Source organism: Paenibacillus dokdonensis, from assembly GCF_004916975.1.
Taxonomy (GTDB): domain Bacteria; phylum Bacillota; class Bacilli; order Paenibacillales; family Paenibacillaceae; genus Paenibacillus_AQ; species Paenibacillus_AQ dokdonensis.
The window spans coordinates 1,590,552-1,616,220 of sequence record NZ_STGQ01000001.1 but is presented as its reverse complement, the minus strand read 5'-3'; the positions used below and the strand labels follow the sequence as shown (position 1 = coordinate 1,616,220).

The 25,669-nt window shown below is 45.8% G+C and carries 23 protein-coding genes; 4 read left to right on the top strand and 19 right to left on the bottom strand.

Features of this window, described 5'->3' with window-relative positions; all coding sequences use genetic code 11:
* The first annotated feature begins 39 nt into the window (after positions 1-39).
* Entirely contained in the window at positions 40-1,401 is a 1,362-nt protein-coding gene (locus E6W40_RS07600) for a TrkH family potassium uptake protein (RefSeq protein ID WP_136604932.1), read from the top strand.
* A 46-nt stretch (positions 1,402-1,447) separates the two neighbouring features.
* Here E6W40_RS07600 and E6W40_RS07595 read toward each other — a convergent pair whose 3' ends face one another.
* The 6 genes from E6W40_RS07595 to E6W40_RS07570 all read right to left on the bottom strand — a co-directional run bounded on the left by E6W40_RS07595 (position 1,448) and on the right by E6W40_RS07570 (position 7,422).
* On the bottom strand, positions 1,448-2,596 hold the full coding sequence (locus tag E6W40_RS07595; RefSeq protein WP_136604931.1) for a GerAB/ArcD/ProY family transporter: 1,149 nt from the start codon (positions 2,594-2,596) through the stop codon (positions 1,448-1,450).
* Entirely contained in the window at positions 2,589-2,840 is a 252-nt protein-coding gene (locus E6W40_RS07590; RefSeq protein WP_136604930.1) for a hypothetical protein, read from the bottom strand. The genes E6W40_RS07595 and E6W40_RS07590 overlap by 8 nt, the downstream gene beginning before the upstream one ends.
* 37 nt (positions 2,841-2,877) lie before the next feature.
* On the bottom strand, positions 2,878-4,086 hold the full coding sequence (locus E6W40_RS07585; RefSeq protein WP_136604929.1) for a Ger(x)C family spore germination protein: 1,209 nt from the start codon (positions 4,084-4,086) through the stop codon (positions 2,878-2,880).
* Positions 4,087-4,094: 8 nt separating this feature from the next.
* Positions 4,095-5,774, bottom strand: a complete 1,680-nt coding sequence (locus tag E6W40_RS07580) for a spore germination protein (RefSeq protein WP_136604928.1) — start codon at positions 5,772-5,774, stop codon at positions 4,095-4,097.
* A 137-nt stretch (positions 5,775-5,911) separates the two neighbouring features.
* On the bottom strand, positions 5,912-6,589 hold the full coding sequence (locus E6W40_RS07575) for a response regulator (RefSeq protein WP_136604927.1): 678 nt from the start codon (positions 6,587-6,589) through the stop codon (positions 5,912-5,914).
* Positions 6,586-7,422 carry a sensor histidine kinase gene (locus E6W40_RS07570; RefSeq protein WP_136604926.1) on the bottom strand — a complete coding sequence of 279 codons (837 nt, stop codon included), beginning with the start codon at positions 7,420-7,422 and terminating at the stop codon, positions 6,586-6,588. Before E6W40_RS07570 ends, E6W40_RS07575 begins: the two co-directional genes overlap by 4 nt.
* A 174-nt stretch (positions 7,423-7,596) precedes the next feature.
* Here E6W40_RS07570 and E6W40_RS07565 point away from each other — a divergent pair, with 174 nt between their 5' ends.
* The gene (locus E6W40_RS07565; protein ID WP_136604925.1) at positions 7,597-8,343 is read left to right on the top strand and encodes a polysaccharide deacetylase family protein; all 747 of its coding nucleotides are present in this window, start codon (positions 7,597-7,599) and stop codon (positions 8,341-8,343) included.
* On the opposite strand, the gene E6W40_RS07560 is transcribed toward E6W40_RS07565, so the two are convergent.
* Positions 8,295-9,566 carry an oligosaccharide MFS transporter gene (locus E6W40_RS07560; protein WP_136604924.1) on the bottom strand — a complete coding sequence of 424 codons (1,272 nt, stop codon included), beginning with the start codon at positions 9,564-9,566 and terminating at the stop codon, positions 8,295-8,297. The genes E6W40_RS07565 and E6W40_RS07560 overlap by 49 nt on opposite strands.
* A 282-nt stretch (positions 9,567-9,848) precedes the next feature.
* Here E6W40_RS07560 and E6W40_RS07555 point away from each other — a divergent pair, with 282 nt between their 5' ends.
* Both E6W40_RS07555 and E6W40_RS07550 read left to right on the top strand, forming a co-directional pair.
* The gene (locus E6W40_RS07555) at positions 9,849-10,376 is read left to right on the top strand and encodes a YfiT family bacillithiol transferase (RefSeq protein ID WP_136604923.1); all 528 of its coding nucleotides are present in this window, start codon (positions 9,849-9,851) and stop codon (positions 10,374-10,376) included.
* A gap of 126 nt (positions 10,377-10,502) precedes the next feature.
* Entirely contained in the window at positions 10,503-12,647 is a 2,145-nt protein-coding gene (locus E6W40_RS07550; RefSeq protein WP_136604922.1) for a YhgE/Pip domain-containing protein, read from the top strand.
* Between the two features lie 39 nt (positions 12,648-12,686).
* Here the strand turns inward: E6W40_RS07550 and E6W40_RS07545 are convergent, their stop codons facing one another.
* The 12 genes from E6W40_RS07545 to E6W40_RS29405 form a co-directional block, all read right to left on the bottom strand.
* Positions 12,687-13,832 carry a Ger(x)C family spore germination protein gene (locus E6W40_RS07545; protein WP_136604921.1) on the bottom strand — a complete coding sequence of 382 codons (1,146 nt, stop codon included), beginning with the start codon at positions 13,830-13,832 and terminating at the stop codon, positions 12,687-12,689.
* A complete protein-coding gene (locus E6W40_RS07540) occupies positions 13,825-14,910 on the bottom strand; it encodes a GerAB/ArcD/ProY family transporter (RefSeq protein ID WP_136604920.1) in 1,086 nt (361 codons plus the stop codon). Before E6W40_RS07540 ends, E6W40_RS07545 begins: the two co-directional genes overlap by 8 nt.
* Before the next feature lie 13 nt (positions 14,911-14,923).
* Complete coding sequence (locus E6W40_RS07535) at positions 14,924-16,342, bottom strand: spore germination protein (protein WP_136604919.1); 1,419 nt, start codon at positions 16,340-16,342, stop codon at positions 14,924-14,926.
* Positions 16,343-16,500: 158 nt separating this feature from the next.
* On the bottom strand, positions 16,501-17,025 hold the full coding sequence (locus tag E6W40_RS07530) for a PadR family transcriptional regulator (RefSeq protein ID WP_136604918.1): 525 nt from the start codon (positions 17,023-17,025) through the stop codon (positions 16,501-16,503).
* 148 nt (positions 17,026-17,173) lie between these two features.
* Positions 17,174-19,942: a CHASE3 domain-containing protein gene (locus E6W40_RS07525; protein WP_136604917.1), complete on the bottom strand. Its 2,769-nt coding sequence runs from the start codon at positions 19,940-19,942 to the stop codon at positions 17,174-17,176.
* 218 nt (positions 19,943-20,160) lie between these two features.
* On the bottom strand, positions 20,161-20,955 hold the full coding sequence (locus E6W40_RS07520; RefSeq protein ID WP_136604916.1) for an ABC transporter ATP-binding protein: 795 nt from the start codon (positions 20,953-20,955) through the stop codon (positions 20,161-20,163).
* Entirely contained in the window at positions 20,948-21,871 is a 924-nt protein-coding gene (locus tag E6W40_RS07515; protein ID WP_136604915.1) for an ABC transporter permease, read from the bottom strand. Before E6W40_RS07515 ends, E6W40_RS07520 begins: the two co-directional genes overlap by 8 nt.
* Positions 21,872-21,944: 73 nt before the next feature.
* A complete protein-coding gene (locus tag E6W40_RS07510) occupies positions 21,945-22,985 on the bottom strand; it encodes an ABC transporter substrate-binding protein (protein ID WP_136604914.1) in 1,041 nt (346 codons plus the stop codon).
* A 217-nt stretch (positions 22,986-23,202) separates the two neighbouring features.
* Entirely contained in the window at positions 23,203-23,883 is a 681-nt protein-coding gene (locus E6W40_RS07505) for an HAD family hydrolase (RefSeq protein WP_136606884.1), read from the bottom strand.
* A 46-nt stretch (positions 23,884-23,929) separates the two neighbouring features.
* On the bottom strand, positions 23,930-24,343 hold the full coding sequence (locus E6W40_RS07500; protein WP_136604913.1) for a GNAT family N-acetyltransferase: 414 nt from the start codon (positions 24,341-24,343) through the stop codon (positions 23,930-23,932).
* A gap of 142 nt (positions 24,344-24,485) precedes the next feature.
* Positions 24,486-25,418, bottom strand: a complete 933-nt coding sequence (gene pfkB, locus E6W40_RS07495) for a 1-phosphofructokinase (protein ID WP_136604912.1) — start codon at positions 25,416-25,418, stop codon at positions 24,486-24,488.
* 95 nt (positions 25,419-25,513) lie between these two features.
* Positions 25,514-25,669 (bottom strand): hypothetical protein, encoded by a 156-nt coding sequence (locus E6W40_RS29405; protein ID WP_168928848.1) that lies wholly within the window; start codon positions 25,667-25,669, stop codon positions 25,514-25,516.

The following is a 25,669-nucleotide window of genomic DNA, read 5'->3' as shown; positions in this document are numbered from 1 at the left end:
TACAATATGGAGAATGCTTGTTGAAGAAGGTGACGTACCATTCAAACGAAGAAAATAACCAAAAGTATACTAACACCAGCCAAAATTCTGGTCATCGGCTTTTTTCTCATCATAACGCTCGGAACTTTTCTCTTGTCCTTGCCGATATCCTCCGTAACCGGAGTAAGGATTCCTTTCCTGAACGCCTTATTTACGGCAACCTCGGCCACCTGCGTAACCGGGCTGACCGTTTTGGATATAGGGACAGCATTCTCTACCTTCGGACAAGTCGTCATTGTAATGCTTGTACAAATTGGCGGGATCGGCTTTATGACCATGGCCACCCTGATTGCCCTGGTATTAAACAAACGGATTTCCTTGCGCGAGAGGCTGATTCTGCAAGAGGCTCTTAATCATGGCACGATCGATGGTGTGGTCCGGCTGGTTAAAAAGGTAATTCTATATTCCTTGCTGGTCGAGCTTGCCGGAGCGTTACTTCTCGCAGTTCATTTTTTCTTTTCGCTTCATCTATCGTTGGGAAGATCAGCGTACTTCGGCATCTTCCATAGTATCTCTATGTTTAATAATGCCGGGTTCGACCTGATGGGAACCGTAAACGGTCCTTTCAGCGGAATGGTGCCTTTTGTACAAGATCCATTCATCAATATTGTCATGATGGGGCTCATTTTTCTGGGAGGAATTGGGTTTATCGTGTTATCGGATCTCATTGACTTTCCGAATACACGTAAACTCTCGCTGCACAGTAAAGTCGTTCTTACGGCAACCCTGCTGCTCATCGTTATTGGCACGCTTGTCATATTCGCTATGGAATTTAGCAATCCAAGTACGCTCAAGCCGCTGCATGCCGGAGGTAAATTCCTTGCTTCCATGTTCCAGTCGGTAACCACCCGCTCCGGCGGTGTTGCCACTCTGGATATTGGGGCATTCCGTCAATCGACGCAGTTTATGCTGATTCTGCTGATGTTTACGGGGGCGGCTCCGGGTTCAACCGGCGGCGGGATTAAAATCACGACCTTTGTTCTCCTGTTGAGTGCGGTATACGCCATGATCCGGGGACGTGAAGACGTAGTCCTGTTCCGGAAAAGAATTGCCAAGGATGTCGTCTACAAAGCCATCACGCTGACGCTCCTGTCCTTACTGCTGATTATTGTATTCTCTATGCTGCTGTCCATTACAGAGCATCAGGATTTTATGACCATTCTGTTCGAATCCACCTCAGCCTTCGGAACAACCGGTCTTTCCATGGGGATGACAACGCATTTGTCCGCCCTCGGCAAGGTTTGGATTATATGTCTGATGTTCTTCGGCCGGATTGGCCCGTTGACCCTAGTATATGCCCTCTCCCGCGATCGGAAGAAGGATCTGTACAATTATCCCGAAGGCCGGATTATTATCGGATAGTCAAATCAGCAAACCCGTATTTATGAAAAGAGTCCCTCTTGACCGATTATTCGGCAGACGGACTCTTTGTCTTTTCAGGCTGACCCCGCCCTTCTTCCCCGCTGCTTTTTTGCTTTTTATTTTTCAAAGCACCTATTACCAGGAGCAGAACAGGAAACAGAAAACTTGGAAAAAATGCGAAGATCGGATATACGTAGCCCAGATAGTACTCAAGTTCGGCCGGGTTGTTTACAATCCATTTCGACATAGGCAGGGTCAAAAACAGGAAGGGTATGATCGCATACTTATAGGACGTAAGCTTAAATAACTGAACTGCTGCGATCGTGACCGCGTAAAAGCTCAGTGTTATTTTAACAAAAGTCGTGCTGATCCAAATGATTCCTACTAATGCTTCTACGCGTTCAAAGATCCGTTCAATTCTAATTTCTTTGGCTAAATCGTATACAACATAAGGAGCTCGTATGGTCTCCTCTATACCGAGAACCGATATCGTATACAAGGCGATGATTACTAGGGTAAAGGGTGCAGCAGCTGAAGTGATATAAAAGTATTTTCTTGTTTTTTTCTTGTCCACAATAAAACGCACTAGCATCAAGACCACGACCACATCCATGGTGGGGAATCCTATAATTGAGTAGAGGCCTTTAATCGAAGGCATAATCCCATCCGGAAAAACCGGCAACAGGTTGTCGACATCAATTTTCGGAACAAGCATGATTGAAGATACTATAAAAACAAACACAGCTATAGGAAGCAGTATCTCGGTCGCTCTGCCGATCACGCCCAGTCCCAAAAACACACCATACACCACTGGAATCATAAAGACCAAACCAATGATATCAAGCGGAGATCTGGGGAGGATAACGGATCCAAGAAACCCGCTTATCACACGCAGAATGTAAGCAACAAGAATAATAAAAAAGAGTAAATAAATGAAACCGAGCACCCACCCGGCCCCTTTTCCAAGAATACGCTGGCTGTATTCTATAATGGTCTCATCGGGGTATTTGAATGACAGTTTCATATAAAGCCATCCAAAACCAAGCTGAACGAAGATAGACAGGATCATGGTGAACCATTCATCTGATCCTGCAATGTTTGCTATCGTATGCGGTTGGACAATCGCTGCTTCCCCCAAAATATACATGTACATAAGGATCGCAAACTGAGCGGACGTAATTTTTGCTTTATCCATTTTCTGTCCCTTCCATGAGCCATTTGGCTACCGGTTTATATAGAGGCTCCAGCATCCAGTCAATTACATGCGTCAATGTTGGAATAGGTGCATCAAACAGCAGGAGCAAGTATAGTACGACACCTGCCGCAAGGATTAGTGTAGCAACAATAAAATCCTGGGACTTACCGTTCCGCCGCAAAAAATTCCCCTGAATAATTCCTGTCAGCAAGGCCGAAATCACAATACCAATCCATGAGCTCACTTCGGCCACCTCCAGTCACACGACATGTTCCCTGCTTTTATTTCTCACCAATATAGGTTCTGGTTCGGATACCTGTTCCAACGATGGTAATGCTCACATCTACCCGCGTAGGTATATCTTCGAAGATCGAATCCCAATGATCCTTGTTCTTCTTCCAGTACTTTGGATTTGCTTGATACACGTGTTTCGCATAAGCGGCTGGATCGCTTTTCATTTCTTGAAGCTTCGACATGCTTTTGAGAATAAGTTTGCGTTGAATTTTTTCCGCTTCTTTTTCCAGCCAGTGGATCTGATCGTTATCCTGTAATTTAACGTTGGCGCTCTTGTTGTCCAGGACAAAAGCTTTGTGTTCCACTTTAATCACGATGACAGGCTTATGATTCTGGAAAACGGCTTTCACTTTGGTCTGATTGTGTATTGGCGATATGTAAACTTTTTCGTTTTCGCCTACCGGGATGCTAATAATCATCCGCTCCAGCTTGTTTCTCACGATGGTTAATCCCTTCGAATCTTCTGTACCTAAAAAACCAATCATTTTACCATTCCTGAAAATGGACATGGAATCCATCCGGAGAAAGTTTTCAGGCTCAATTTGCGCCGTGTTTGATTTTTTTTGTGCTTCATTTGCGTCTCCGATCAGCTCAATACTTGGAATAGCCGGATCTTCTTTATCACTTTGTATGGATTGAATAAACTCTCTGACCGTAACCGGATATATGGCACCTACTCTTTGATGATAGGTTTTAATCATGCTGTAAATTTGCTGAACGGGTATTTTTTCCATGGATGTTATCGTTTTTAAAATATCTTCCGCTTTACCATTCTTAGCGACCAGCATATCGAAATCAGTCCGAATTTCCGGATCACGGTCAACCATATCGAACATATCCTTAATGCCTTTACGGGCCAGTCCCTCACCGATAATCATGACCTGATTATGCGAAAAATAGAACCTCCTTGAAGTAAGAGCCGACATATTCTGGAATGCATCAATTAGTGATCCACCCGTCCCTATATAGTTAGTCACAGGTATGCCTTCCTTACCTCCGCCGCTTTGGGAATCGGAAACCTGATTAGGAACCACTACCTGAAGGGTCACGCGGATATTCTTCTCATTCTTTGGATCCTCATCGATGCCTATGGCAACTACAATAGATAGATCGTCCAGATATTTGCTATCCCAGCATCCGCTCAGTGGCAGCAGCATGATAATAGAAGCCATGACCAGACATAAACGCTGCAGCATAGTGAAGGTCACTCCTTTGGTTGCTCGGATGGTCCAGAGTTCCTCGTATTGTGTTCAACAGTCGAATCAGAAGGCTGACCCTTGGAAGAGGATACATCTGCGGTATTCTCCGTCATTGTCTCACGATGCAGCACGTCGTTATCTTTACGGAAACGGACCGGGTTATTTTTGCTAAGCAGCTTAGGTCTGGTTTTCATTAAATTCATGGGGACACGAATAAATGTATCCTTCATATCTGAGAGAATCGAAGGTCCATATGGAGCCATGTACGGCACGTTCACGGATTTTAAGCTGCATAAATGCAGCAGCATAATCAGCAGTAAACAAGCCATGCCAAAAATACCCATGAAGGATGAGGCAAATAAAAACAGGAAACGCAGTATTCTGGCTGTGATTCCGATGTTATATGCAGGTGATACGAAGCTGGCAATCGCCGTGAGGGAGACAACGATAACGACCGCAGGGGATACAATCCCTGCCTCAACAGCCGCTTGTCCGAGTACCAGACCTCCAACGATAGAGATGGTATTGCCTACGGTTCTTGGCATCCGGACTCCCGCTTCACGGAGAATTTCGAAGACCATCTCCATAATAACGGCTTCTACGAATGCGGGAAATGGAACGCCCTCCCTCTGTACAGCCAGCTTAATCAACCATGAGGTCGGGATCATCTCCTGATGGAATGTAATGATTGCCACATATAAAGATGGCAGGAGAAGTCCGATGAAAAAAGAAATAAAACGCAGCACCCTGATCAGGCTTCCGACATCAAACCGGTTATAATAATCCTCAGCAGCTTGAAAAAACATATTAAAGGTGCTCGGTACAACCAGTGCAAACGGCGTGCCATCCACCATGATCGCAACCCGGCCCTCCAGTAAATTCGCAGCAATCACATCAGGGCGTTCGCTATGATATACCGTAGGAAAGACGGTGAAATTCGTGTCCTCAATCAGTTCTTCGATATAGCCGGATTCAAGGATGCCATCGATATGAATGTTGGACAGACGCTTTCGAACCTCTTCTACAGTCTCCTCGGAAACGATGCCCTGAATATACATGATGCCGACTTCTGTTTTCGTCACTTCACCGATTTGCATCTCCTCAAGCCACAGTTTGGGGCTCTTAATCTTCCGACGCAGCAGAGATGTATTGGTTCGGATCGATTCCGTAAAACCTTCTCTTGGTCCGCGAATGACCGTTTGGGAGGTAGGTTCTGTTACGGAGCGCTTCTCGCCGCCCCGGGTACCCGCGATAATGACTTCTTCACATCCGTTCAGAAAAAGAATCGTATCGCCTGAGAGGAGCTGCGCATAGATCTTCTCCCAATCAGAGCATTTGCTGATCTCACCAACAGAAAATGCTCTTTGCTTAAAATCCTTGATAAGCTCATCAATTCCAGGCCTTTCCTCAGACCCGGTCAGCATGATGGTCTCATCCAGTACCGTTTGAATCGTGAACTCTGATACTGATGTTGTATCCACCAGTCCATCTATATAAACAAAGGCCATTTGAAGTCCTAGATGCTCTTCTTCAATTTCCCGGATGATCAGATCCTCGCTATTGCCCATATCGTCCTTGATTTTTTGCAGGTTTTGCTTCAATTCCGGTGAAAGGGGTATGTTTTGCTGATTATCTGAGTTCTCTTCTTTCGGTCGTTTGTATTGCTGACGTAACTTCCTGGACATATGCCTCCCCCCTGTTGTTCGATGAGCTTATTATTTCCATATATGGACTCTTTCATCCAAATGAGCGGACGACAAAAAGGACAGAAAGCATGCGCTTTCTGTCCTTGCTGCGAGATAATATTGGGGGATTGTCTGATTTATTCCTTCCACAGCTTGGTAAACAAGCCCGGCTTACGACCGACGAGGCCTTTCTCCAGGGCATATCGTGTGAGTTGAACCCGATTCTCTAGATGCAGCTTTTGCAGAATGTTTTTGAGATGATTTTTTACCGTCTGATCTGAAATATGCAGCTCTGCGGCAATCTCTTTGTTGGTCAATCCTGAAGCAACCCAATTCAGAATTTCTCGCTCCCTGTTGGTCAGTGTTTCATGATGCTCCGGACTTTTCACCACCAGCGGAAATTCTCTTAGAATTTGCGTTGCCAGCTCCCGGCTAAGGGGTGCTTCGTCACTCATAATGGCACGCAGATATTCGATCCAGGTAGAGGGTGATAAATTTTTAAGCAAATATCCCTGCGCCCCCTGTTTAAGGGCCTCAAATAGATGTGATGCATCATCAGAGACGGTGATAATGACAATCTTGACGTACGGATACTGCAGTTTGATCTGACGGGTCGCCTCCAGCCCGCCAATTCCCTGCATCTGAATATCCATTAGAATTAAATCCGGCATGAGGCTTTCCGTCAGGGAAATCGCCTCTTCACCGCTTTGGGCCAGCCCTATGATCTCAAACGAGTCATCGGCAGCCAGGATCTCATGTACAGCTTCACGCGCATGTGCAGAATCATCTGCGATCAATACCCGAAAATAATTCACGATATATCAGCCCCTTTTCGAATTTCAACTCTGCTTCCCCGCTGCAAGGAAATAAAATTAACCTGCCAATGCAGCTCCTCCGCCCGTTCTTTCATGATCCGAAGACCGTATCTGTCCTTCATATGAAAAGGATCAAGCTTTGTGCCTCTTCCGTTATCATCAATCCGTACGGTCCAAGCGATTTCGTCTCCACTACCGATGACCGAGACTTGTTCTGCATGCGCATGCTTTTGAATATTGAGAAGCGCTTCGCGGATGCATGCGAGCAGCTCCACCTTTTCCTTGGCGTTAAAAGATTCGTCAGGAATGGACCATATAATGACCGGATGAAGGAAGGCTTCCTTTGCCGTATGCTCAATCCTTGATTTTAGAGAATCCTCATACAGCTTCTCATCTGTTTGTGCCGGGAACCTCAGATTCGCAATAGCCTGTCTAGCATACCTATTGACCTCATGGACCAGCTTCCGCATTTCCTTAAAGTCCGATTGCTCCTGCACACCTTTCTGACGAATTTCTGCACGATCCATCTTAACCGAAAGAAGAAACAGCGATTGTGCAATACCATCATGCAGCTCTCGTGCCAGCAAGTCTCTGGCGGCTAATGCCGCGTTCTCGGCCCTTTCCTTATTCAGCTCCTCCTGTACCTGCTCCAGTCTGCTAAACAGCTGGCTTAACAGCGTCATACTGATCAAAAATACGAACACCGGCGTCAAGAAATTCCCTGCTTCCATTGATATATATGGCATTAGCAGCGTATGCCGCAAATATTCCCATAAACCTACCGTCAAGGTGGGAACAAATAATATCATCCATTTAATTTGCTTATAAGACATAGCTTCCTCCCGAAAAAAAATGGCCTTAAGTTCCAGAATATTGTAGCATGAAGCGGAGAAAAATGCCTGCCTTGATGCGGCGGATGTATGTTTACGCATGGCATGTCGCATACTACCAACGGACTTTACGGACGGACCTATGTATATCACTTCATCAAGGAGGGATCGGAACCAATGCATATTTACATACGTCGTTCCCTGCTGACCGCATGTGCTGCCATCCTGGCTATGGAGATCCTCTCCCCCGCTGCCGCTGCAGCTCCTTCCGGAAATAAAGGGCGGGAATATTATGAGCAGCGCGGGGATGTAATCTGGGAGATACCGAATAAAGAAAAGGTGATTGCGCTTACGTTTGATGATGGACCAGACCCGGATGAAACCACGCATATTCTGGATTTGCTCAAAAAATATGATGCAAAAGCAACTTTTTTCGTTGTCGGAAAACAGGTGGAGAAAAATCCGGAGCTTGCGCGCAGAGCAGTAGCCGAAGGACATGAGCTGGGGAATCATACCTATGATCATGCCTACTTCAACCGCAGGAGTTCCGTAGAAAGCATCTCCAGCCAGCTAAACCGTACGCAGGATGCCATTTTCAAAGCAACGGGAAAAAGGTCTTATCTGTTCCGTCCGCCGGGTGGTTACTACAGCGATCGGATGATAGAGACCTGCAAAAAGGAAGGCTATCTGGTGGTCATGTGGTCCTGGCATCAGGATACCTGGGACTGGAATCGGCCTGGCGTCCGGAAAATTGTCAATAAAGTACTAGGTAATGCAAGGAATGGCGATATCGTTCTGATGCATGATCATGTTGAAGGAAAATCGCAAACCATTGATGCGCTGAAAGAAATATTGCCGGAGCTAAAAAATAGAGGCTACCGCTTTGTCACCGTTTCCGAGCTGGCTCGGTATAATATCCCTTGAGCAGTCTCTTTCACATTGCCGGAAAGTGTGAATACGGCAATAAGTGTGAACAGCAGTATATATCCTGCCATCCAAAGATAGGTATGTGAAAACCCGATATTATCATATAGTCTCCCGGCAATCGGTGACATGACCGAACCCCCAAGAGCGCCGGTAAACTGATACCCGACTAGATACATGGTGGATGAAACCCGCAAATCGAAGTGCATCCGGATATATTTGAAAATGGAGATCAGCATCACGGGGAGCTCAAAAGCCTGAATCAGCTTGGTGGCTCCGACCTCCAGCGGCCCATCAACAATCCCTGATGTAAAGATGCGAACGAACATGAGCATCCCGCCAAGCAGCAGGCCCCTTTTGGGGCCTATTTTGTTGATCAGGGCAGGTGCAAGAAACATACATAGCGCTTCCGCAAATACCTGCACACTGTTCAAATAGCCATACATGCGATTCCCGGTTTCACTGGATTCAAACAAAGAGGAAAAATAGACCGGAAATTGCTGATCATAAACCGGAACCAGGCACATTACACCCATGATGTACAGAACGAATGCCCAGAACTTCGGATTTTGAGCCAGGCGCTGGATATCGGTAAATCGGAACGGTTCGGAGGATTTGGCTGATGCTTGATTTCCTTCTTCTGTATCCGTACCAGCCACCGGGAGCTTAGTCCTGAACAGCAAAAAGGCAAGTAGGGTCGCAGTGCCTGTGCATATCCAAAAATTCCAATTGGGATTGAGATTGAAGGTCTGGCCAGCAAAAAACGTAGCGACCGCCCAGCCCAACGATCCGAACATTCTTGCCTTGCCGTATTCAAAGGCTCTTAGCCTGCTGATCTTCTCGATAAAGGATTCCATCGCCGCGTTACCCGAGCTGAAGGTAGCTCCCATGTAAATGCTGCCTGCGATCGCTCCAATCCATATGCTGTTGTGCAGCAGCGGGCCATAGACGAACTGGAAGTAAGGCCCTGCGAGCAAGAGCAATCCGATGATGATCGCTAACAGATGCTTGCGCAGACCTATTTTATCCGAAATATAGCCATACAGCAGGTGGAAGCACAGCGTCCCGAGCGAGTTGATCGCAAATACGATCCCTTTTTCCGTGCCATCGAGCCCCACGGCCTGTCCCAGCCATATGCCGAATAAGGACATAACCGACGAAAAACCGAAATATTGAACAAAGAAGAAAAGACTGAATCCCCAGTAAGACCGGTTCCATTTCATAGGTCCGCACTCCGTTCATGTCGAATGTAGCTCCTATTATAGCGGCAATGGGAATATTTGGGTACAGATTTTATAGAGCCGACCCAACCACCACCTGCTTACATTCTATACGCTTTCAGAGCGGGAGCCGTTCGGTCTACATTGAAAAAAATCTACAGATTGCGACCAATGTTATGATAAAGTTGTGAAAAATATCGTTTTGTTCGAGTCTCAGCCATATAGTAATAACAGGGCAATTGGGATTAATTAATGGAACCCACAATTATTGAGGAGGTACATGTTATGAGTTCAGATTTACGTTACCCGATCGGAGAATTTACAGCATTTGAAACAATCAGCCCGGCCGACCGCAGCTATTGGATTGATCAGCTTCGTGCGCTTCCATCTCAAGTCAGAGAAGCCGTTAACAGCTTAAAAGATGAACAACTGGACACCCCTTACCGCCCGGACGGCTGGACCGTGCGTCAAGTTGTGCATCATCTTGCGGACAGCCATATGAATTCATTACTGCGGATCAAGCTGGCACTGACCGAAGATGAACCTGTGATCAAGCCTTATGAAGAAGCATTATGGGCTGACCTAGCCGATTCAATTGCCCCTGCACCGGAGGTTTCACTTAAAATGCTGGACGGTATCCATGCGCGTATGGTGCTGCTGTTTAAACATATGAAGGAAAAGGATTGGCAGCGGAGCTATGTGCATCCGGTGAATGGAAAAACCAGCCTTGACCGTCATCTTGGACTCTATGCCTGGCATGGACGTCATCATCTCGCACATATCACCTCGCTTAGCCGCCGGATGGACTGGTAATCGTTTCGCTACTGCCTGGGATGGTTAACTTGTGGGTAACCGGGGGAAATGCAGCTTTTGGGTATGTTCCCTTCGCCCCCAAGAAATACTAACAAAAACCGTTTCGCAGGCGAGGTAGGAGACCCCATGAAAAATATTGCACTCATTTTTGGCAGAGACATACGTAACATTGTAACCAACTGGGCGGCACTGGTCATCATCCTTGGACTGGTCATGCTGCCTTCTTTGTATGCCTGGTTTAATATCAAGGCTTCCTGGGACCCCTATGGCAACACGGGCGATATAGCCATTGCTGTAGCCAACAATGACAAGGGAACAACGCTGAAAGGCAAGGCCATTAACCTCGGCAATGAGGTGATCGATTCGCTGAAAGACAACCATAAGCTCGGATGGCGTTTTGTCAGCGAGGGGGATGCCATGAGAGGGGTACGTCACGGGGATTATTACGCCAGTATCGTCATCCCTGAAAGCTTTTCGGCAACCATAGCTACCGTTCTTTCAGACAATCCCTCCAAAGCTGAAATTTTGTACTACGTAAATGAAAAGGTGAACGCGGTCTCCCCCAAGATTACTTCTTCGGGAGCGAGTGGTATTATTCAGGAAGTCAGCAAGAACTTTGTGAAAACCGCGAACGGTGCCATTTTCAAAATTTTCAACGATCTTGGCATCGAGCTGCAGGAGCAGCTGCCGACCATTGAAAAGGTCCGCTCGCTTGTGTTCAAGCTGGAGAAGAATTTTCCGGAGATCAACAATGCTGTCAATGTAGCCATGGATGATATACATAAAACGAATCAGCTTGTTGGTCAAGCACAGAAGAATCTTCCCCTCGTGACCGATATAGCCAAGAATGGTCAGGAGTTTGCCGTTGGACTCGATACTTTTTTGTCCAGTGCTTCCGATGCAGCCAAAGACATCGGTCCGAATGTAAAGCAGGATCTTCTGCTGCTTCAGCAGACTGCACTCGGGGCACAGCAGCTTACCTCTGTTTTGAAGGACCCCAATGTGGATCCCTCGGTGGTAACGGATACACTGGATCATGTTTCATCCAGGCTCGAGCTCGGATTGAAGGTTCAAACCCAGCTCATCAACTGGTTTGACCAGCTGAACAAAGTCTCGGGTAACCGGATCGGTTTTGTCAGCTCCAAGCTGAGGCAGGTGCAGGATAAAATGAAACAGCAGCAATCACTCGTCAGCAGCATCAGCAGCGCCGTAAAAAAAGGCGAGAAGCCCGCTTCCGATTTGGTTGACCGCCTGAATCAGGTTTCCGGAGATACCTCGCAGATCCTGGGCGATATCATAAGCCGGTATGACAGCGAGATTCAGCCAGCCATTCTAAGCGGGCTCAGCAAAGCCCAGCAAACTGCCGAGAAAACGCGTACCGTTCTGAATAATGCTCTGAAAAGCGTGCCGGATGTGAAGAAAATTTTGAATGATGCCTCCAAAGGACTAACTGTCGGCACACAAGGTATAAGCGAGATTAAAAAAGAACTGCCTGCGGTCGAAGCCAAGGTCTCCGAGCTGGCCCAAAGGATGCGTGAATTCGAATCCGAAGGGAATTTACAGGAAGTTATCGACCTACTTAAAAACAATTTCCAGCTGGAAAGTCAATTTTTTGCTGAACCCGTTGTTCTGAAGGAAAATCAGCTCTATCCAATACCGAATTACGGTTCAGCCATGTCACCCTTTTTCTCCACATTGGCGTTATGGGTCGGAGCTACCCTGTTAGTATCGCTGGTTACCACGGAAGTGCTTGGTGATCATTCCTATAAGAGCTACGAAGTCTATTTCGGCAGATTTTTAACTTTTCTGACCCTTGCTCTGCTTCAATCGATCTGCGTAACGACTGGAGATATGTTTATCCTTGGAGCCTATGTCGTCGATAAGCCCTGGTTTGTTGTCTTTGGATTGGTCAACAGCGCTGTGTTTATGCTGATTGTCTACACTCTGGTATCCGTATTCGGAAATGTTGGGAAAGCTTTGGCCATTGTTATGCTGGTGCTGCAGCTCGCAGGATCCGGTGGTACATTTCCTATTCAGACAACACCCGCCTTTTTTAGAGCGATACATCCCTTTCTCCCGTTTACGTACGGTATTAGCATGATGCGCGAATCTGTCGGAGGAATCATATGGAGTATCGTCAGAAATGATCTTCTCATCATGTGTATTTATGCGGGAATCACCTTAATTATTGGTCTTGCACTAAAAGGAGTTATCAACCAGCTTGCGGCGGGTCTGGTCAAAAAGGCCAAGGAAAGCAAACTGATTCATTAAATGAAAAAGACGCATTCTTGTTGGATGCGTCTTTCTTGTTTATTCCCGTGATGGTACCGGAATTTCCAGTATTTCACCGGTGCTTTTGATTTTGGTGTTCACTGTGCATCGAAAGGTAACTTCTGGGTAAAGCTCATCCCAATTTATGTTCTTCCACTCTTTATAGCTGATGCTGTTGCGGACTTGTTTACCGAGACCGACATTATCCGCCCGTTTGTCTTTCATGATATCCACCATATCCTCCATTTTGTTAGAGATATACTTGGAAATTCCGTGTTCAATCGTAATGATATCCTTATGATTACTTAAAAGAACATTTCCCGTATACTCCATGATATCCCCTTTGACTTCCAGAAACAGTTCAACCACAAAGCCTCCGCTTCGCTTTCGCCACACTTTAAATTTCTTATCACTGCTAACGGTGCCCAGCATAACAGCGCCATCTGAATCATTCTGATCGAGCTTGATATAAATTTCACCCTGTCTGTATTTGCCCCGGGACATTGCAAACAGCATATTATAATCCGGGCTTAGCTTTCCAACATACTTATCATCCTTAAACAATGCAAGACCGTCAACAATCACATTGTCTCCTTTTTTTCGTACAATAGGTGCTACAGGATCAACCCCGTCATCCAAATAATCTCTTGTAAATTGATATATGTTAACCTGTGGAATGTTTTGATTTTTCCAGTTTTTTTCTAATAGATGATCAACATATTGGCTGGTATTGGGGTGATTAGGAAATTTACTGCTTAATAATTCCTGCACAGAGCCATTAACGACCGTTATTTTAACCCGGGGTGATATCGAAGGATCCCGCACCAGATTTTCGATCAGCTTGCGGATTCCTTGACTGGCCACATCCATACTGTACATCGTGTTTCGGAGCTGCCCGGAAACAATATTGCGGCTGGTCTGTCTGGAAAGTTTGATTTTAGCTTCCTTGCTGGAATCCGCTTCCGCTGTAATCAGCTCCTGTTTAACTTCACTCCCTCCTTCTCCCTGGTTAATTATGGCCGCGGTTACGCTTAGTTTTTGTTCATCATCAAGGTCATAACCAATGGTATGGTCAATAGCCAGCTTTTCCAGAATTCTTTGACTTTTGTTGCAGCCAGTCATTTGAAGAACCGAACCCAGAAGTACTACACATACAAAGAACAGTTTTAAGCCGCGCTTAGACACGGTTCTTGACCCCCATTCGCCCTTGAATCAGCAGAAGCAGAATTAGAAATATAGGGAATGCAAATGAAAAAGCCGCCTCGCCATAGCTCAAAATCTTGAGCCATAATTCCAGTTTATACAGCGTGTCTGGTAAGATCGAGAGCAGGAAAGTGATAAAAACGATAAACAACGCCATTATATTGCGGTTCGCTTTGGGGAATACATGATGTACCGCTTCGCCCGCAGACCAGGTGTACATCGTGGAAGTCACTACAACCGTGAACAGCAGAAAGCTGAATAATATGTTCTCCAATCTTTCCACAAAAGGCAGCTGAATATATGCCAGCATGTCCAGCAGTGGGTAAATCATGATTTTCAATTGTCCCAGACTAAAAAAACCGAAGCTGATGAACACGAAAGAGAAATAGGTCAAGGTCGTCATGAGATTACCGATTTGGACGGATCTCATCCACTTTTTGGATCTGTCAGCGTATGGCATGACAAACAAAATCAGCTCGTAGCCCACAAACGCGGCAAACATGTCTACAGCGCCCTCCAGCATATCTCTTCCTCCCTTAAACACAAACGGGGTCATACGTTCAAACTCAAAATCATTCGAGAAGGCAAACAATAAGAACACCATCCACAAGATTAAAAACGAAAAAACAGTCGCAGCCTTGCTGATATTGTAAATTCCTTTGATCACGAGAAATAAAACCAGAACATCGAAACAGCCCTGCAGCATTAAAGGAGAAGCCGTCGGGAAAGCAATGAGCTGAAATATATGGATATATTGCTTTCCGACCAAACATCCAATGGCAGCCAGATAAGCAGCAAGTAATAAGTAAATGGGAATAACAATGAAACGTGGAATGGATTTTTCCATGATTTCAAATACCGACATGCCGTTGCCCAACCGATTTACGACAGAAATCAACACAATATTAATCGCAGCCACGCAGCCCAAGATCAAAATGGACAGCCATCCATTCGTACCAAAGTAGACGGCTGCCTTTCTGGACAAACTCAGCGCTGCCACGCCTGTTTGAATCATAAATACAAGCAAGGCGATATGGGTTGAATACAGTCTTTCCTTCATAGGACGCCTTCCTTTATCGTTTCATTTTATTACGCACCTTGTTATGAGTCCTTGATTGAGCGGGACGATCCTTCAGCATCCAGAACGGACCCCGGATGAAGCTATCCTTCCAATCCTGAAAATTCAGCGGCGCAATGGGTGAAATATACGAGGAACCCAAACTTGTCAGCTTGGAAAGATGTATAACCAGGATGGATATCCCGATCATGAGCCCGAAATTCCCCCAGATTCCAGCCAAAATAATCAAGAAAAACCGGGCGAAGCGAATGGAAGCACTCATCACATAACTGGGGATGACAAAGGAAGCAATCGCCGATAAAGCCACAGCAATAATCAGAATATTACTCGTAAGCCCTGCCTGTACCGCTGCTTGTCCAATGACGATACCTCCAACAATCCCGATCGTTTGGCCGATTTTACTGGGAAGACGCGCACCTGCCTCACGCAGCAGCTCAATCGTCACCTCCATAAGAAGCGCCTCAAACACAGGTGGAAACGGCACTCGGCTTCGTGATTCGATCAGGGTATATAGTAAATTCTCGGGTATCATCTCATAATGGTAGGTTGTAATGGCTACATATACCGCTGTAAAGGTAATTGTGATGATAAAGGCGATATATCTCAGAATCCGGGTTGCTGTGCCAATAATCCAGCGTTGATAATAGTCATCCGGAGAGGTGAAAAATTCAAATAGCGATGTTGGGCCTGAAATCACCGAAGGACTTTCATCCATAATGACCGCTACCCTTCCACCCGAAAGCTTGGAAACAATCAAATCAGGACGTTCCGTGGTCAAAAATAAAGGGAAAATCGTATTGGGATAATCATCGATATGCTGAACAAGCATATTACTGTCCGTAATGATGTCGACTTCAATATCCCGGATCCGCTTAATCATTTCATTCACAAATTCCATATTGACGATCCCGTCAATATACAACACAAACACATCACTTTTAGCCACTTCTCCCACAGACAGCTGAATCACCTTTAGATGGGAGCTTTTCAGCTTACGGCGGATTAAGGACAAATTGGTAAATGCAGATTCTGTAAAGGCATCATGGGGACCGATGATGACTGCTTCCGTCTCTGACTGCTCAATGGGCCGGCTGCTTGGACCATACAGTGATACCAGATAAACCGATGATTCATGAAAAATAGCTGCGTCACCCTTAAGTATCCCCTCGATGATTTCCTTGCTGCTAGAAGAAGGTTTGAACCGGGTGTCCTTCAGGAGATGATCCAGTTCATCGGCTTGGACATTCGCAAAAGGCTGAAGAACCTCTCTCTCCATGGCATCCTTGTCGATCAAATGGTCAAAATATACCATATCTGCGGATAACATCGGAAAATTCCGATGAATCAAATCGACGCACTGTTCGAACTCATGCAGCACATACTCCAGCGTAACCGGCTTGTGATTTGCCGTCATGCTGCCATCTCCTCCCTTGGAAACATTAGACAAGGTTAGTGTGCATTACAGCTGGAAAAATATACGTTTGCATTTGATCTCCATATCTCTTCATTTCTTATAAAAAAAAGACCGCAGCAGGGCTGCGATCTTTTACATAAGTCAAGTTCTATGCAATTTTATACCGTGGATTCATTCTCCAGTTCCTGAATGGTTTCAGTCAGAAACGTCCTATTGCATTCAAGCAAAGCCAGTCTGTGCCGGAAGGAAAGATTCACTCCAATTCCCTCATCGTGTGAAGGAATCGAGGAGCAGGCTTCGATCAACTGATTCATTTTCTCCAGTTTGATTTTAAGCAATTCCTTGGCGTCACTTCGTGAAAGATGATCTATAAACATTAAACCGATCTCTCCTGCAGGAGTTACATTTTCTGCATGGGCCAGAGATGAACGAAGCAGATCGTAAAAAAGCTCTCTGCCGCGATCCGTGATGGAATAAATTTGTCTGGGCGGCCGGTTACCTTCCTGTTCCACTGTCACATCTACGCATCCCTGTTTGTCCAACCGTTTTAAGATAGAATATGCCGTCGCTTTCTTCATATCGGACACTTGTCCCAAATTCCGTTCAATAAAATCATTAATTTGATAACCATGCTGGCTTTGAGTCATTAGCAGGCCCAAAACAAGCAATTCACGTTCATCCATATCAAAGACCCCTTCGATTCTTATGCTACTACTAGTATAGTCATACCTGACTAGAAGGTCAAAAATTTGTTGATCTAATCCCGGAATGTGTAGTCGCTTCCAATAAAAAGAGGAGCCGATGATCCATCGGCTCCTCTTTTAGTTCATTTTATTCCATTTGGGATTTGGTCATCCATACCTTCATCCGTGAGATAACCTCATTGATATTTAGCGGTTTGCTCAGATAATCCGAGGCACCAGCCGCCAAACATTTATCTTTATCTTCCTTCATTGCTTTAGCAGTTAATGCAATAATCGGCAGTTCCGTTAAGTCCAGCGTATTGCGGATATTTTTCATCGTTTGATACCCATCCATTTCAGGCATCATGATGTCCATAAGGATAATAGCAATATCAGGATCAGTTTGCAGGATGTCAAGGCATTCATAGCCATTCTGAGCCGTAAGAACATGCATATTATATCTCTCCAGCGCATTCGCCAAAGCGTAAACATTCCGTATATCATCATCAACAACAAGCACTTTTTTACCTTCAAAAAGCTCGGTCTCCTCAAGGAACAATGGTTCCTGTTCAACCATGCTTTGTCCTAATGGCCTGCCGCCAGTTTCCTCTGGCTTATAAGACCATGCCGCTTGTGACGCCGCGCCAGGAGCTGCTCCAACAGCAGCCTCGGACTGCATCAGGATCATAGGCGAAACATCGACATGCTCTGTTTCACAAGGCAGATACAACGTAAAGGTGCTGCCGATACCCGGTACACTTTCTACGGTCAGCTCGCCGCCAAGCAGCTTGGCAAATTGCTGGGATATGGATAATCCTAGTCCCGTGCCTCCAAATTTCCGCGCTGTCGCACCATCAGCCTGCTTAAAGGCTTCAAATATCATATTCTGCTTGTCCTCCGAAATTCCGATTCCCGTATCCCTTACAGCAAAAGCGAGCGTTTCTGTCGGAATAGAGAATCCTTTCGTTGTAACCGAATCAAGCTTGTATATACTTAGGCTGACTTCCCCGCGTTCTGTGAATTTGAAAGCGTTCGAGAGCAGATTTCTAATAATCTGATGAAGTCTGAGCTCATCGCTATAAAAAATATCAGGAACATTCGGAGCAATTTCATATCTGAATTGAAGTGATTTGAACTCCGCTGTTTTACCAAAATAACGTTCCATGGATTCCGGTAGTTCAGACATATTTACAGCAGATATTTCAAGCTGGATTTTACCCGCCTCTACCTTCGAAAGATCCAAAATATCATTGATTAGATGAAGAAGATCCGTGCCCGATGAATTGATCACCGATGCATAATTGGCCTCCTCTTCGGTCAAATTGCCTGTCCGGTTTTCCGCAAGAATCTGGGATAGAATTAACATGCTGTTCAGCGGTGTACGAAGCTCATGAGACATATTCGCCAGGAACTCCGATTTATAATTGGAGCTTGTTTCCAGCTGCCCTGCGTACTTCTCCAGCTCGACCGCAGCATTCTGTGCCTGATCCTTCTGGATTTCCAGCTTTTCATTCATCGATTGCAGCTCATCTGTCTGCATTTGCAGTTCCTCAGACTGTACCTGCAGCTCCTCCGTTTGAACCTGCAGCTCTTCCGACTGTGATTGAAGCTCCTCATTCAAGGTCTGCGCTTCCATATAGAGACGCTGAATTTCCATTCGGTTTATAACGCTGTGCATCGTGCCGCTTGCCGTTTCCACCAACTGTTTGAACATCTCCATCTGATGTGTATCCAGCTTGTCCAGCGCTGCAACCTCGACAACTGCCAATGTTGTTCCTTCATATATAAAAGGCGCCACTACCACAAATGAAGGCGCAGTACTGCCAAGCCCCGAAGATATCCGGATATAATGATCGGGGATATGATCTAATGTGATTATTTTCCGATCTTTGGCACATTGCCCGAGCAGTCCTTCTCCCCAGGCAATGGAGTTCTTCGCTGTCTTTTCATTTTGACCCGCATAAGAAGCAGAGATTACAAGCTTATCATGCTGAGCCGCGTATAATACGACATAAGGTACGCCGAGTACTGCTGCCAATCGGTCAACGAATTGCTCACTTAGGTCTCTCAAAGTGGATTCATTCTGAAGAAGAGTCGACATCGTAGCGACTTCATCTTTAAGTTCTCCTTGCTTCTGTACGACCTCTAGTAATTCGTTAGTCGTGCGTCCGAGATCTGCAATTTCATCATTTGTACGAACCTGTATTCTTGTATCCAGACTGCCACCGGCAGCCATTTCTTTAATCGTTCGAGTCACGTCTTTAATAATCGAAACAATATTTCTTGAGATGGTAACAGCCACCATAATGGAAAGGACAGCAACGATAACCCAAAGAATATAAATCGTCGTAATGAGCTTTTCATTACTATCTTCCAAGCTTTGTACTCGCTCGATGGTAAGTGCCTTTTCCGTTGTCAGGAAAGAATTGAACTTGTTACGTATCGAATCCATCGTATCCTTACCCGGGTCCTTGCTAAAAAACTGTTTAACTTCATCTTCCCTGCCGTTTTTCTTCATGTCAATTACGGGTTTACCGGCAGTATCTATCCATTTTTCTATACTCTGACGGATATCTTTAAGATTCTCCTGCTGAGAAGGATTATCAGTCAATAGCAGGTAGAGATTGTTATAATTCGTTTCCCAGGCAGAACTCGCCTCATTGTAGGGCTCAAGATATGATAAATCTCCGGTTATGGCATATCCCCGCTGACCGGTCTCCATATCAAGGAGTGATTTTTCCACGCTGTTTGCCAGATCATGAACCTCTATATCGTGTTGGCTTATAAAATCAGTCTCATGCTGCAGCGATGCAACCCTGTTCGTAACGACGAGCAGAAATACAGCGACACAGATCAATATAAATATATAACCAAGTGTGATCTTCGAGCCGATGCTCAACTTTATCTTCTTTCGCAACTCTAGCCCCCCGTCCCCCGATATCATCTGAAAGCTTACTGCAATATTTTAGTAGTTGTGATACGAATAATCAACAGTTATGTAATCTATGGCGCAAAACTGCTATATAGAAAGTCTACCACTGTTTTATATGTAAGTATAATTATATCTTCATTATAGTATAGAAAAAACCCGTTTAGGAGAAAGTCCCAAACAGGTTTGTTTTCTAATTCAATGATCTAGGCAAGTACCATCCTGTCATCAGATAGCTTATGACCGCTGATTCTTGCAAATTCACCGAGCAGCTCCTCAACCGTCAGGCTCTTCTTACGCTGCTCATCAATGTCCAGAATAATCTGTCCTTTGTCCATCATAATCAGACGATTGCCAAGACGGATGGCCTGCTCCATGTTATGCGTGACCATCAACGTTGTCAGCTTCATCTCGCGTACGATAGATTCTGTCAAACGTGTAATCAGCTCGGCACGGGCCGGATCAAGCGCTGCGGTGTGTTCATCCAGCAGCAGGATATCCGGCTGCGTAAAGGTCGCCATCAGCAGGCTGAGTGCCTGACGCTCCCCGCCTGACAAGAGGCCGACCTTGGCGCGAAGTCGATTCTCGAGTCCAATACCGAGCCGCTCGAGAGATTCGCGGAACATCTGTCTGCGGCTCGCTTTGATACTCATCTTGAGCCCGCGGCGCTTGCCTCTGGCGAAGGCCATCGCCAGATTTTCCTCGATCGTCATATGGGGTGCAGTTCCGGCCATAGGATCCTGAAATACTCTTCCGATCCACCGGCTGCGCTGGTATTCAGGAAGATGGCTGATGATTTTCCCATCGATCATGACATCACCCGCATCCGGTTTCATGACACCCGAGATGATATTCATGAGGGTAGATTTGCCGGCTCCGTTACTGCCGATCAGCGTAATGAAATCACCGGGACGCAGGTTAACGTTAATATGATTCAATGCGATTTTCTCATCGGGTGTTCCCGGATTAAATAGCTTCGATACCTGATTGATTTCAAGCATGAAGATCACCTCCCGCTGCACCTTTAGAGAGCACACCTGTCAGTTCGGCAGTACGTTTCTTCGCCAGTTTCTTCTGTTTTATGGACCGGCTTACTGTCGGGAATACCAGCGCAACAATGACGATAACTGCAGTAATTATTTTCAAATCCGATGCATCAAGCCATGGTACTCGAAGCGCTAATGCGACAACAATCCGGTAAACAATAGCCCCAAGTACGACTGCAATCGTAGCATGAATTACATTCCGGGCTCCAAAGATTGCTTCCCCGATAATGACTGAAGCCAGTCCGATAACGATCATACCAATGCCCATGTTGATATCCGCAAAACCGGATTGCTGTGCGATAAGGGCACCAGCCAGCGCAACCAGTCCGTTTGCCAGACTGATACCGATAATTTTGGTCGTATCTGTGTTAGCACCAAGACTTCGAATCATTCTGTCATTATCCCCTGTTGCCCGTAGAGCCAACCCCAGATCGGTGTGGAGAAACCAGTTCATGAGCAGCAACACGATAATGATGAAGATCGGAAGGACGATCCAAGGATTAATTGAGGTGAAGACAGTATCCACACTAATCATGGCGATGTTGGGCTTTCCCCTCATAATCCGCATATTAATGGAGTACAGGGCGATCATCATTAATATTCCGGATAGCAGACCATTAATTTTACCTTTTGTATGCAACAGACCCGTACATGCTCCAGCTGCGATACCCCCAGCGAATGCCACGATGCTGGCAAGCAATGGGTTATATCCATTGGAAATCATCACCGCTGCGATGCCTCCACCTGTAGCGAAGCTGCCGTCAACGGTTAAATCCGGAAAATCAAGGATCCGGAAAGTAATATATACCCCAAGTGCCATCAAAGCATAGAGAAAACCGAGTTCAATAGCACCCAAGACTGAGCTTAACATGATGAATTCCCTCCTTATGACATGAAAGGAGAGGACGAAGGATTCGCCTCTCCCCTATAACAATTCCCCACTGCTATTGAATAATATTTTTCTCTTTGTCTTCAACTTCGTTTTTCATCTCATCCGTAACTGTAATGCCTTGTGCCGCAGCAGCTTTAAGATTCAGGATTAAATCTAGCTTCTCCTGCATGGTGACCTTCATGTCCCCAGGTTTCTTGCCATTTTTCAAAATATCTACAGCCATTTGTCCAACCTGGTAACCATGGTCATAGTATTTGAAGCCTACCGTTGCAAAAGCGCCTTTTTCAACCGTATCACGGTCACTTGAGAAGAACGGTATATGATTCTCATTGGCTACCTGGATAATGGTATCTACACCACTGACCACCATGTTATCGAGCGTAATGAAAATCGCGTCAGCTCGTCCTACCAGGGATTGTGCTGCCTGCTTCACTTCAGAGGTATTCGTTACAGCAGCCTTCACCAGCTTGATGTTATGCTTGCTCAACGCCTCTTCCGCATTTTTGGACATTACCACTGCGTTTGGTTCGCCTTCATTAATAACCAGTCCTACACTTTTAACATTCGGGAAATTTTTAGCAACAAAATCCATGAGCTTCTGCACTGCTAATGGATTCGTATCCGAAACACCTGATACATTTCCGCCCGGCTTGTCCAGGTCAGATACCAACTTGGCATCAAGCGGATCAGTAACTGCTGCAAACAGGATTGGCTTGTCTTTCACCTGCTGAACTACAGCCTGAGCGGAAGGTGTAGCGATGGCCAGTACCAAATCATCCTTGTCCGATGCGAATTTCTGAGCGATGGACAAGTTATTGGCAGAGTCTCCCTGCGCGTTCTTGTATTCGACGTTCAGGTTATCGCCTTCAGTAATGCCCGCATCCTTCAGTGCCGCCAAAAATCCCTCACGTGTTGCATCCAGCGAAGGATGTTCCACGATTTGTGAAATAGCGATTTTGTACGATTTCTTCTCTGTCTGATTCCCCGATCCTTCAGATTCCGTTTTCTTGCCGTCTGAATTGCCGCAGCCAGCCGCTGCCGTAACCAGGAGCGCTGACATTACGACCGATAACAATAATTTTTTCTTCAACATCAAAGCCCCCTCCAAAATTTTCCTCTACATTGCTTTTGTGTTCGAAAGCGTTAAAGCATACGGATAAAAAAAAGAAGTGCCACTTTCTGTATAGAAATGGAATCATTCTATACTAGCGATTGATTATTCATAATCATATATGGGCACTCCTGCATCCGTCAATTGGTATCCGACAAAAAAATATAAATCTTTCATTTGGAACAAATTAGGATATAATTCAAAGTTTCCGAGCTATATCCCGCTTCTCCAGTTGCTTAACCAATTCCTTTAATTCAACCGCTTCCATGCTCGGAATTTTCATATCATAGAATTCAAACGGAAAAGTGCTTGTCATCTCATTGGGTACGATCACCGTATGTAAACCCGCTCTTTTGGCGGCCGTAAAACCGTTGAGGGAATCCTCAAAAGAAACAGCTTCCTCAGGCCTCACTTCTAATTTTTGCAAGGATAAGAGATACAGCTCCGGATCTGGTTTAACCTGCTGCACCAAATCCGCCGTATTGATTGAATCGAAATAGCCATGCAGATCAAATCTCGTCAGATAGGGTTCAATCCAGTTGAAGTAGGAACTAGAGGCCAGTCCGATTTTCAGCCCCATGTCTCTGGCCTCTTTCAAGTAATTCACCACACCGGGTCTTGGCTGTATATGCTGAAGCAGCTCACGATACTGCACATTGACTTGCTCACGGATGACTTCATATTCTACTGAATGCTGTAAAATCTCTACAAGATATGTATAAGGGTTAAAAACATCAAAGGAGGTACCTACACACTGAGCATACATTTCCAGCGGCAACTCTTTGCCGTATTCTCCATACACCTTGCAAAAGGCATGATATGCCGGCGTTTCCGTATCTACCATTAATCCGTCAAAATCAAAAATGACTGCCTTGATCAATTTGCTCACCTTTTCGTTGTTGTATTTGGGTTTTAAGTTGCGATGCCTATTGACTGCGTTTCTTGCGGAGCGTCCGGTCGGGATCACGTACAAAACCGTACTGTTCATATAGTCCATGGGCATCTGCGGTTACCAGGATTCCGTGCAGATTCCGTAGTCTCTCATCGTTCGTGACAGCTTCAACCAATTGTTTGCCGAGACCTCGTCCACGGTAGGTTTCATCAATGATTACATCGCACATGTAGTACATGGTAACCAAATCCGTAATGACCCTGGCAAAGCCAATCTGCACATCTCCATCATATACTCCAAAACAGATAGAGTTATCAATGGAAGTGCGGATTAATTCGGCCGGTCTATTCTTCGCCCAGTAGCTGCCTTTCAGAAAAGCAATGATCCGATCCATCTGAAGCAGTTCCTTGCGGTCGCTGATCCATATCTCCTGATCTCCGAGCAGCATAACCCCACTCCCTCCGTTTTTTTCGGTTATGAAAAAGTTCTCCGTACAGGGATGAATTCCTCCTTTTCGTACCGTGGTACAAGCTCAAAAGGGCCGGACGCTGCTGCGCCCGGCCAGGATCGAGTCATAAGTAGATGTTAAGCTATACTCGAGTAATTTGTACCTGATGACGCAGCTGCTCAAACTCTTCAGGATCTATTTGTCCCGCCTGATCTGTCATCGCATTGGAGGTACCGGCAGCCGATGCCACAGCGAGCCCTTCTTCAAGCGACAATCCTTTAGCCAAAGATACAGCCATCCCCGCGACAAAAGAATCACCGCAGCCTACTGTGTTTACTACCTTTACTTTTGGCGTCGTTACGCGGTAACAGCTTTCCTTTACTGCAACCAACGAGCCGGCTCCACCCAATGAAACGGTAATCCGGTCCATATCATATTTTTGCAGCAGCGTTTCAACCGCTTTTTGCAGAGCTGCTTCATCAGCAACTTCAATGCCAAGCAGCGCAGCTACTTCCTCTTCATTCGGCTTGATCATGTCCGGTTTCGCTTCCAAACCCAAACGCAAAGCGTCTCCGCTCGCATCCAAAATGACATATGCTCCAGCTTCCTTGGCAATCGTAACCAATTTCACATAAAAATCTTTCGGAGCACCAGCCGGCAGGCTGCCGCTGAAGCAGACGATCTTGGATTGCGAAGCAAGGCTGCGTATTTTCTCTTCCATTTCCTGCAGAGCAGCGTCGTTAACGGTCGGACCCGGCTCTAAAAGCTCTGTAGAAGTGCCATTCGCTTCGTCCAGAATATTCAGGCAAATTCTCGATTCCCCTTCAACGGATACAAAATCATGAGCAATCCCCATTCGAGTTAATTGCTGTCTGATGATCTCGCCATTCATACCGCCCACAAAACCGGTTGCTGTTACAGGTACTCCCAGCTGGGATATAACCTTTGCCACGTTGATTCCCTTACCGCCCGGTGCGGCATAAAAATGTTGTACCCGTGAAACCTTGCCCAGCGGAAACGAAGGAAGATAATATGTCTTATCGATGGCTGCATTCAATGTTACGGTCGTGATCATAAGTCTCCTGTCATCCAATCCCTAGCTTGTGTAAGTGAGCGTGCATCTGTATTTATGACCCGGGGAAGGTCTTGGTTCCCTAGGCTCACCAACTGCTATGTCTTCTCGGTGCCCCCTGCATCCATCCCTAAAAATCCGGCAGTGCCTTCCTGAAGGCTCATGGACTCACCGGCAATAACCAAAGTATACCTGCACTCCCTGGATTGCACAACGCTGCTTGACTCTGGCGGCAGGTATTTTATATTCAACAT

What these genes read in the sequence shown, in the direction of transcription:
- E6W40_RS07515 (WP_136604915.1), bottom strand. Translation starts at nt 21,871, where the DNA reads ATGTTAAGCTCAGTCTTGGGTGCTATTGAACTCGGTTTTCTCTATGCT.
- E6W40_RS07530 (WP_136604918.1), bottom strand. Translation starts at nt 17,025, where the DNA reads ATGGATGAACGTGAATTGCTTGTTTTGGGCCTGCTAATGACTCAAAGC.
- E6W40_RS07595 (WP_136604931.1), bottom strand. Translation starts at nt 2,596, where the DNA reads ATGGATAAAGCAAAAATTACGTCCGCTCAGTTTGCGATCCTTATGTAC.
- E6W40_RS07580 (WP_136604928.1), bottom strand. Translation starts at nt 5,774, where the DNA reads ATGTCCAGGAAGTTACGTCAGCAATACAAACGACCGAAAGAAGAGAAC.
- E6W40_RS07535 (WP_136604919.1), bottom strand. Translation starts at nt 16,342, where the DNA reads ATGACGGCAAATCACAAGCCGGTTACGCTGGAGTATGTGCTGCATGAG.
- E6W40_RS07565 (WP_136604925.1), top strand. Translation starts at nt 7,597, where the DNA reads ATGCATATTTACATACGTCGTTCCCTGCTGACCGCATGTGCTGCCATC.
- pfkB (WP_136604912.1), bottom strand. Translation starts at nt 25,418, where the DNA reads ATGATCACGACCGTAACATTGAATGCAGCCATCGATAAGACATATTAT.
- E6W40_RS07520 (WP_136604916.1), bottom strand. Translation starts at nt 20,955, where the DNA reads ATGCTTGAAATCAATCAGGTATCGAAGCTATTTAATCCGGGAACACCC.
- E6W40_RS07550 (WP_136604922.1), top strand. Translation starts at nt 10,503, where the DNA reads ATGAAAAATATTGCACTCATTTTTGGCAGAGACATACGTAACATTGTA.
- E6W40_RS07510 (WP_136604914.1), bottom strand. Translation starts at nt 22,985, where the DNA reads ATGTTGAAGAAAAAATTATTGTTATCGGTCGTAATGTCAGCGCTCCTG.
- E6W40_RS07585 (WP_136604929.1), bottom strand. Translation starts at nt 4,086, where the DNA reads ATGCTGCAGCGTTTATGTCTGGTCATGGCTTCTATTATCATGCTGCTG.
- E6W40_RS07570 (WP_136604926.1), bottom strand. Translation starts at nt 7,422, where the DNA reads ATGTCTTATAAGCAAATTAAATGGATGATATTATTTGTTCCCACCTTG.
- E6W40_RS07555 (WP_136604923.1), top strand. Translation starts at nt 9,849, where the DNA reads ATGAGTTCAGATTTACGTTACCCGATCGGAGAATTTACAGCATTTGAA.
- E6W40_RS07560 (WP_136604924.1), bottom strand. Translation starts at nt 9,566, where the DNA reads ATGAAATGGAACCGGTCTTACTGGGGATTCAGTCTTTTCTTCTTTGTT.
- E6W40_RS07500 (WP_136604913.1), bottom strand. Translation starts at nt 24,343, where the DNA reads ATGCTGCTCGGAGATCAGGAGATATGGATCAGCGACCGCAAGGAACTG.
- E6W40_RS07540 (WP_136604920.1), bottom strand. Translation starts at nt 14,910, where the DNA reads ATGAAGGAAAGACTGTATTCAACCCATATCGCCTTGCTTGTATTTATG.
- E6W40_RS29405 (WP_168928848.1), bottom strand. Translation starts at nt 25,669, where the DNA reads ATGTTGAATATAAAATACCTGCCGCCAGAGTCAAGCAGCGTTGTGCAA.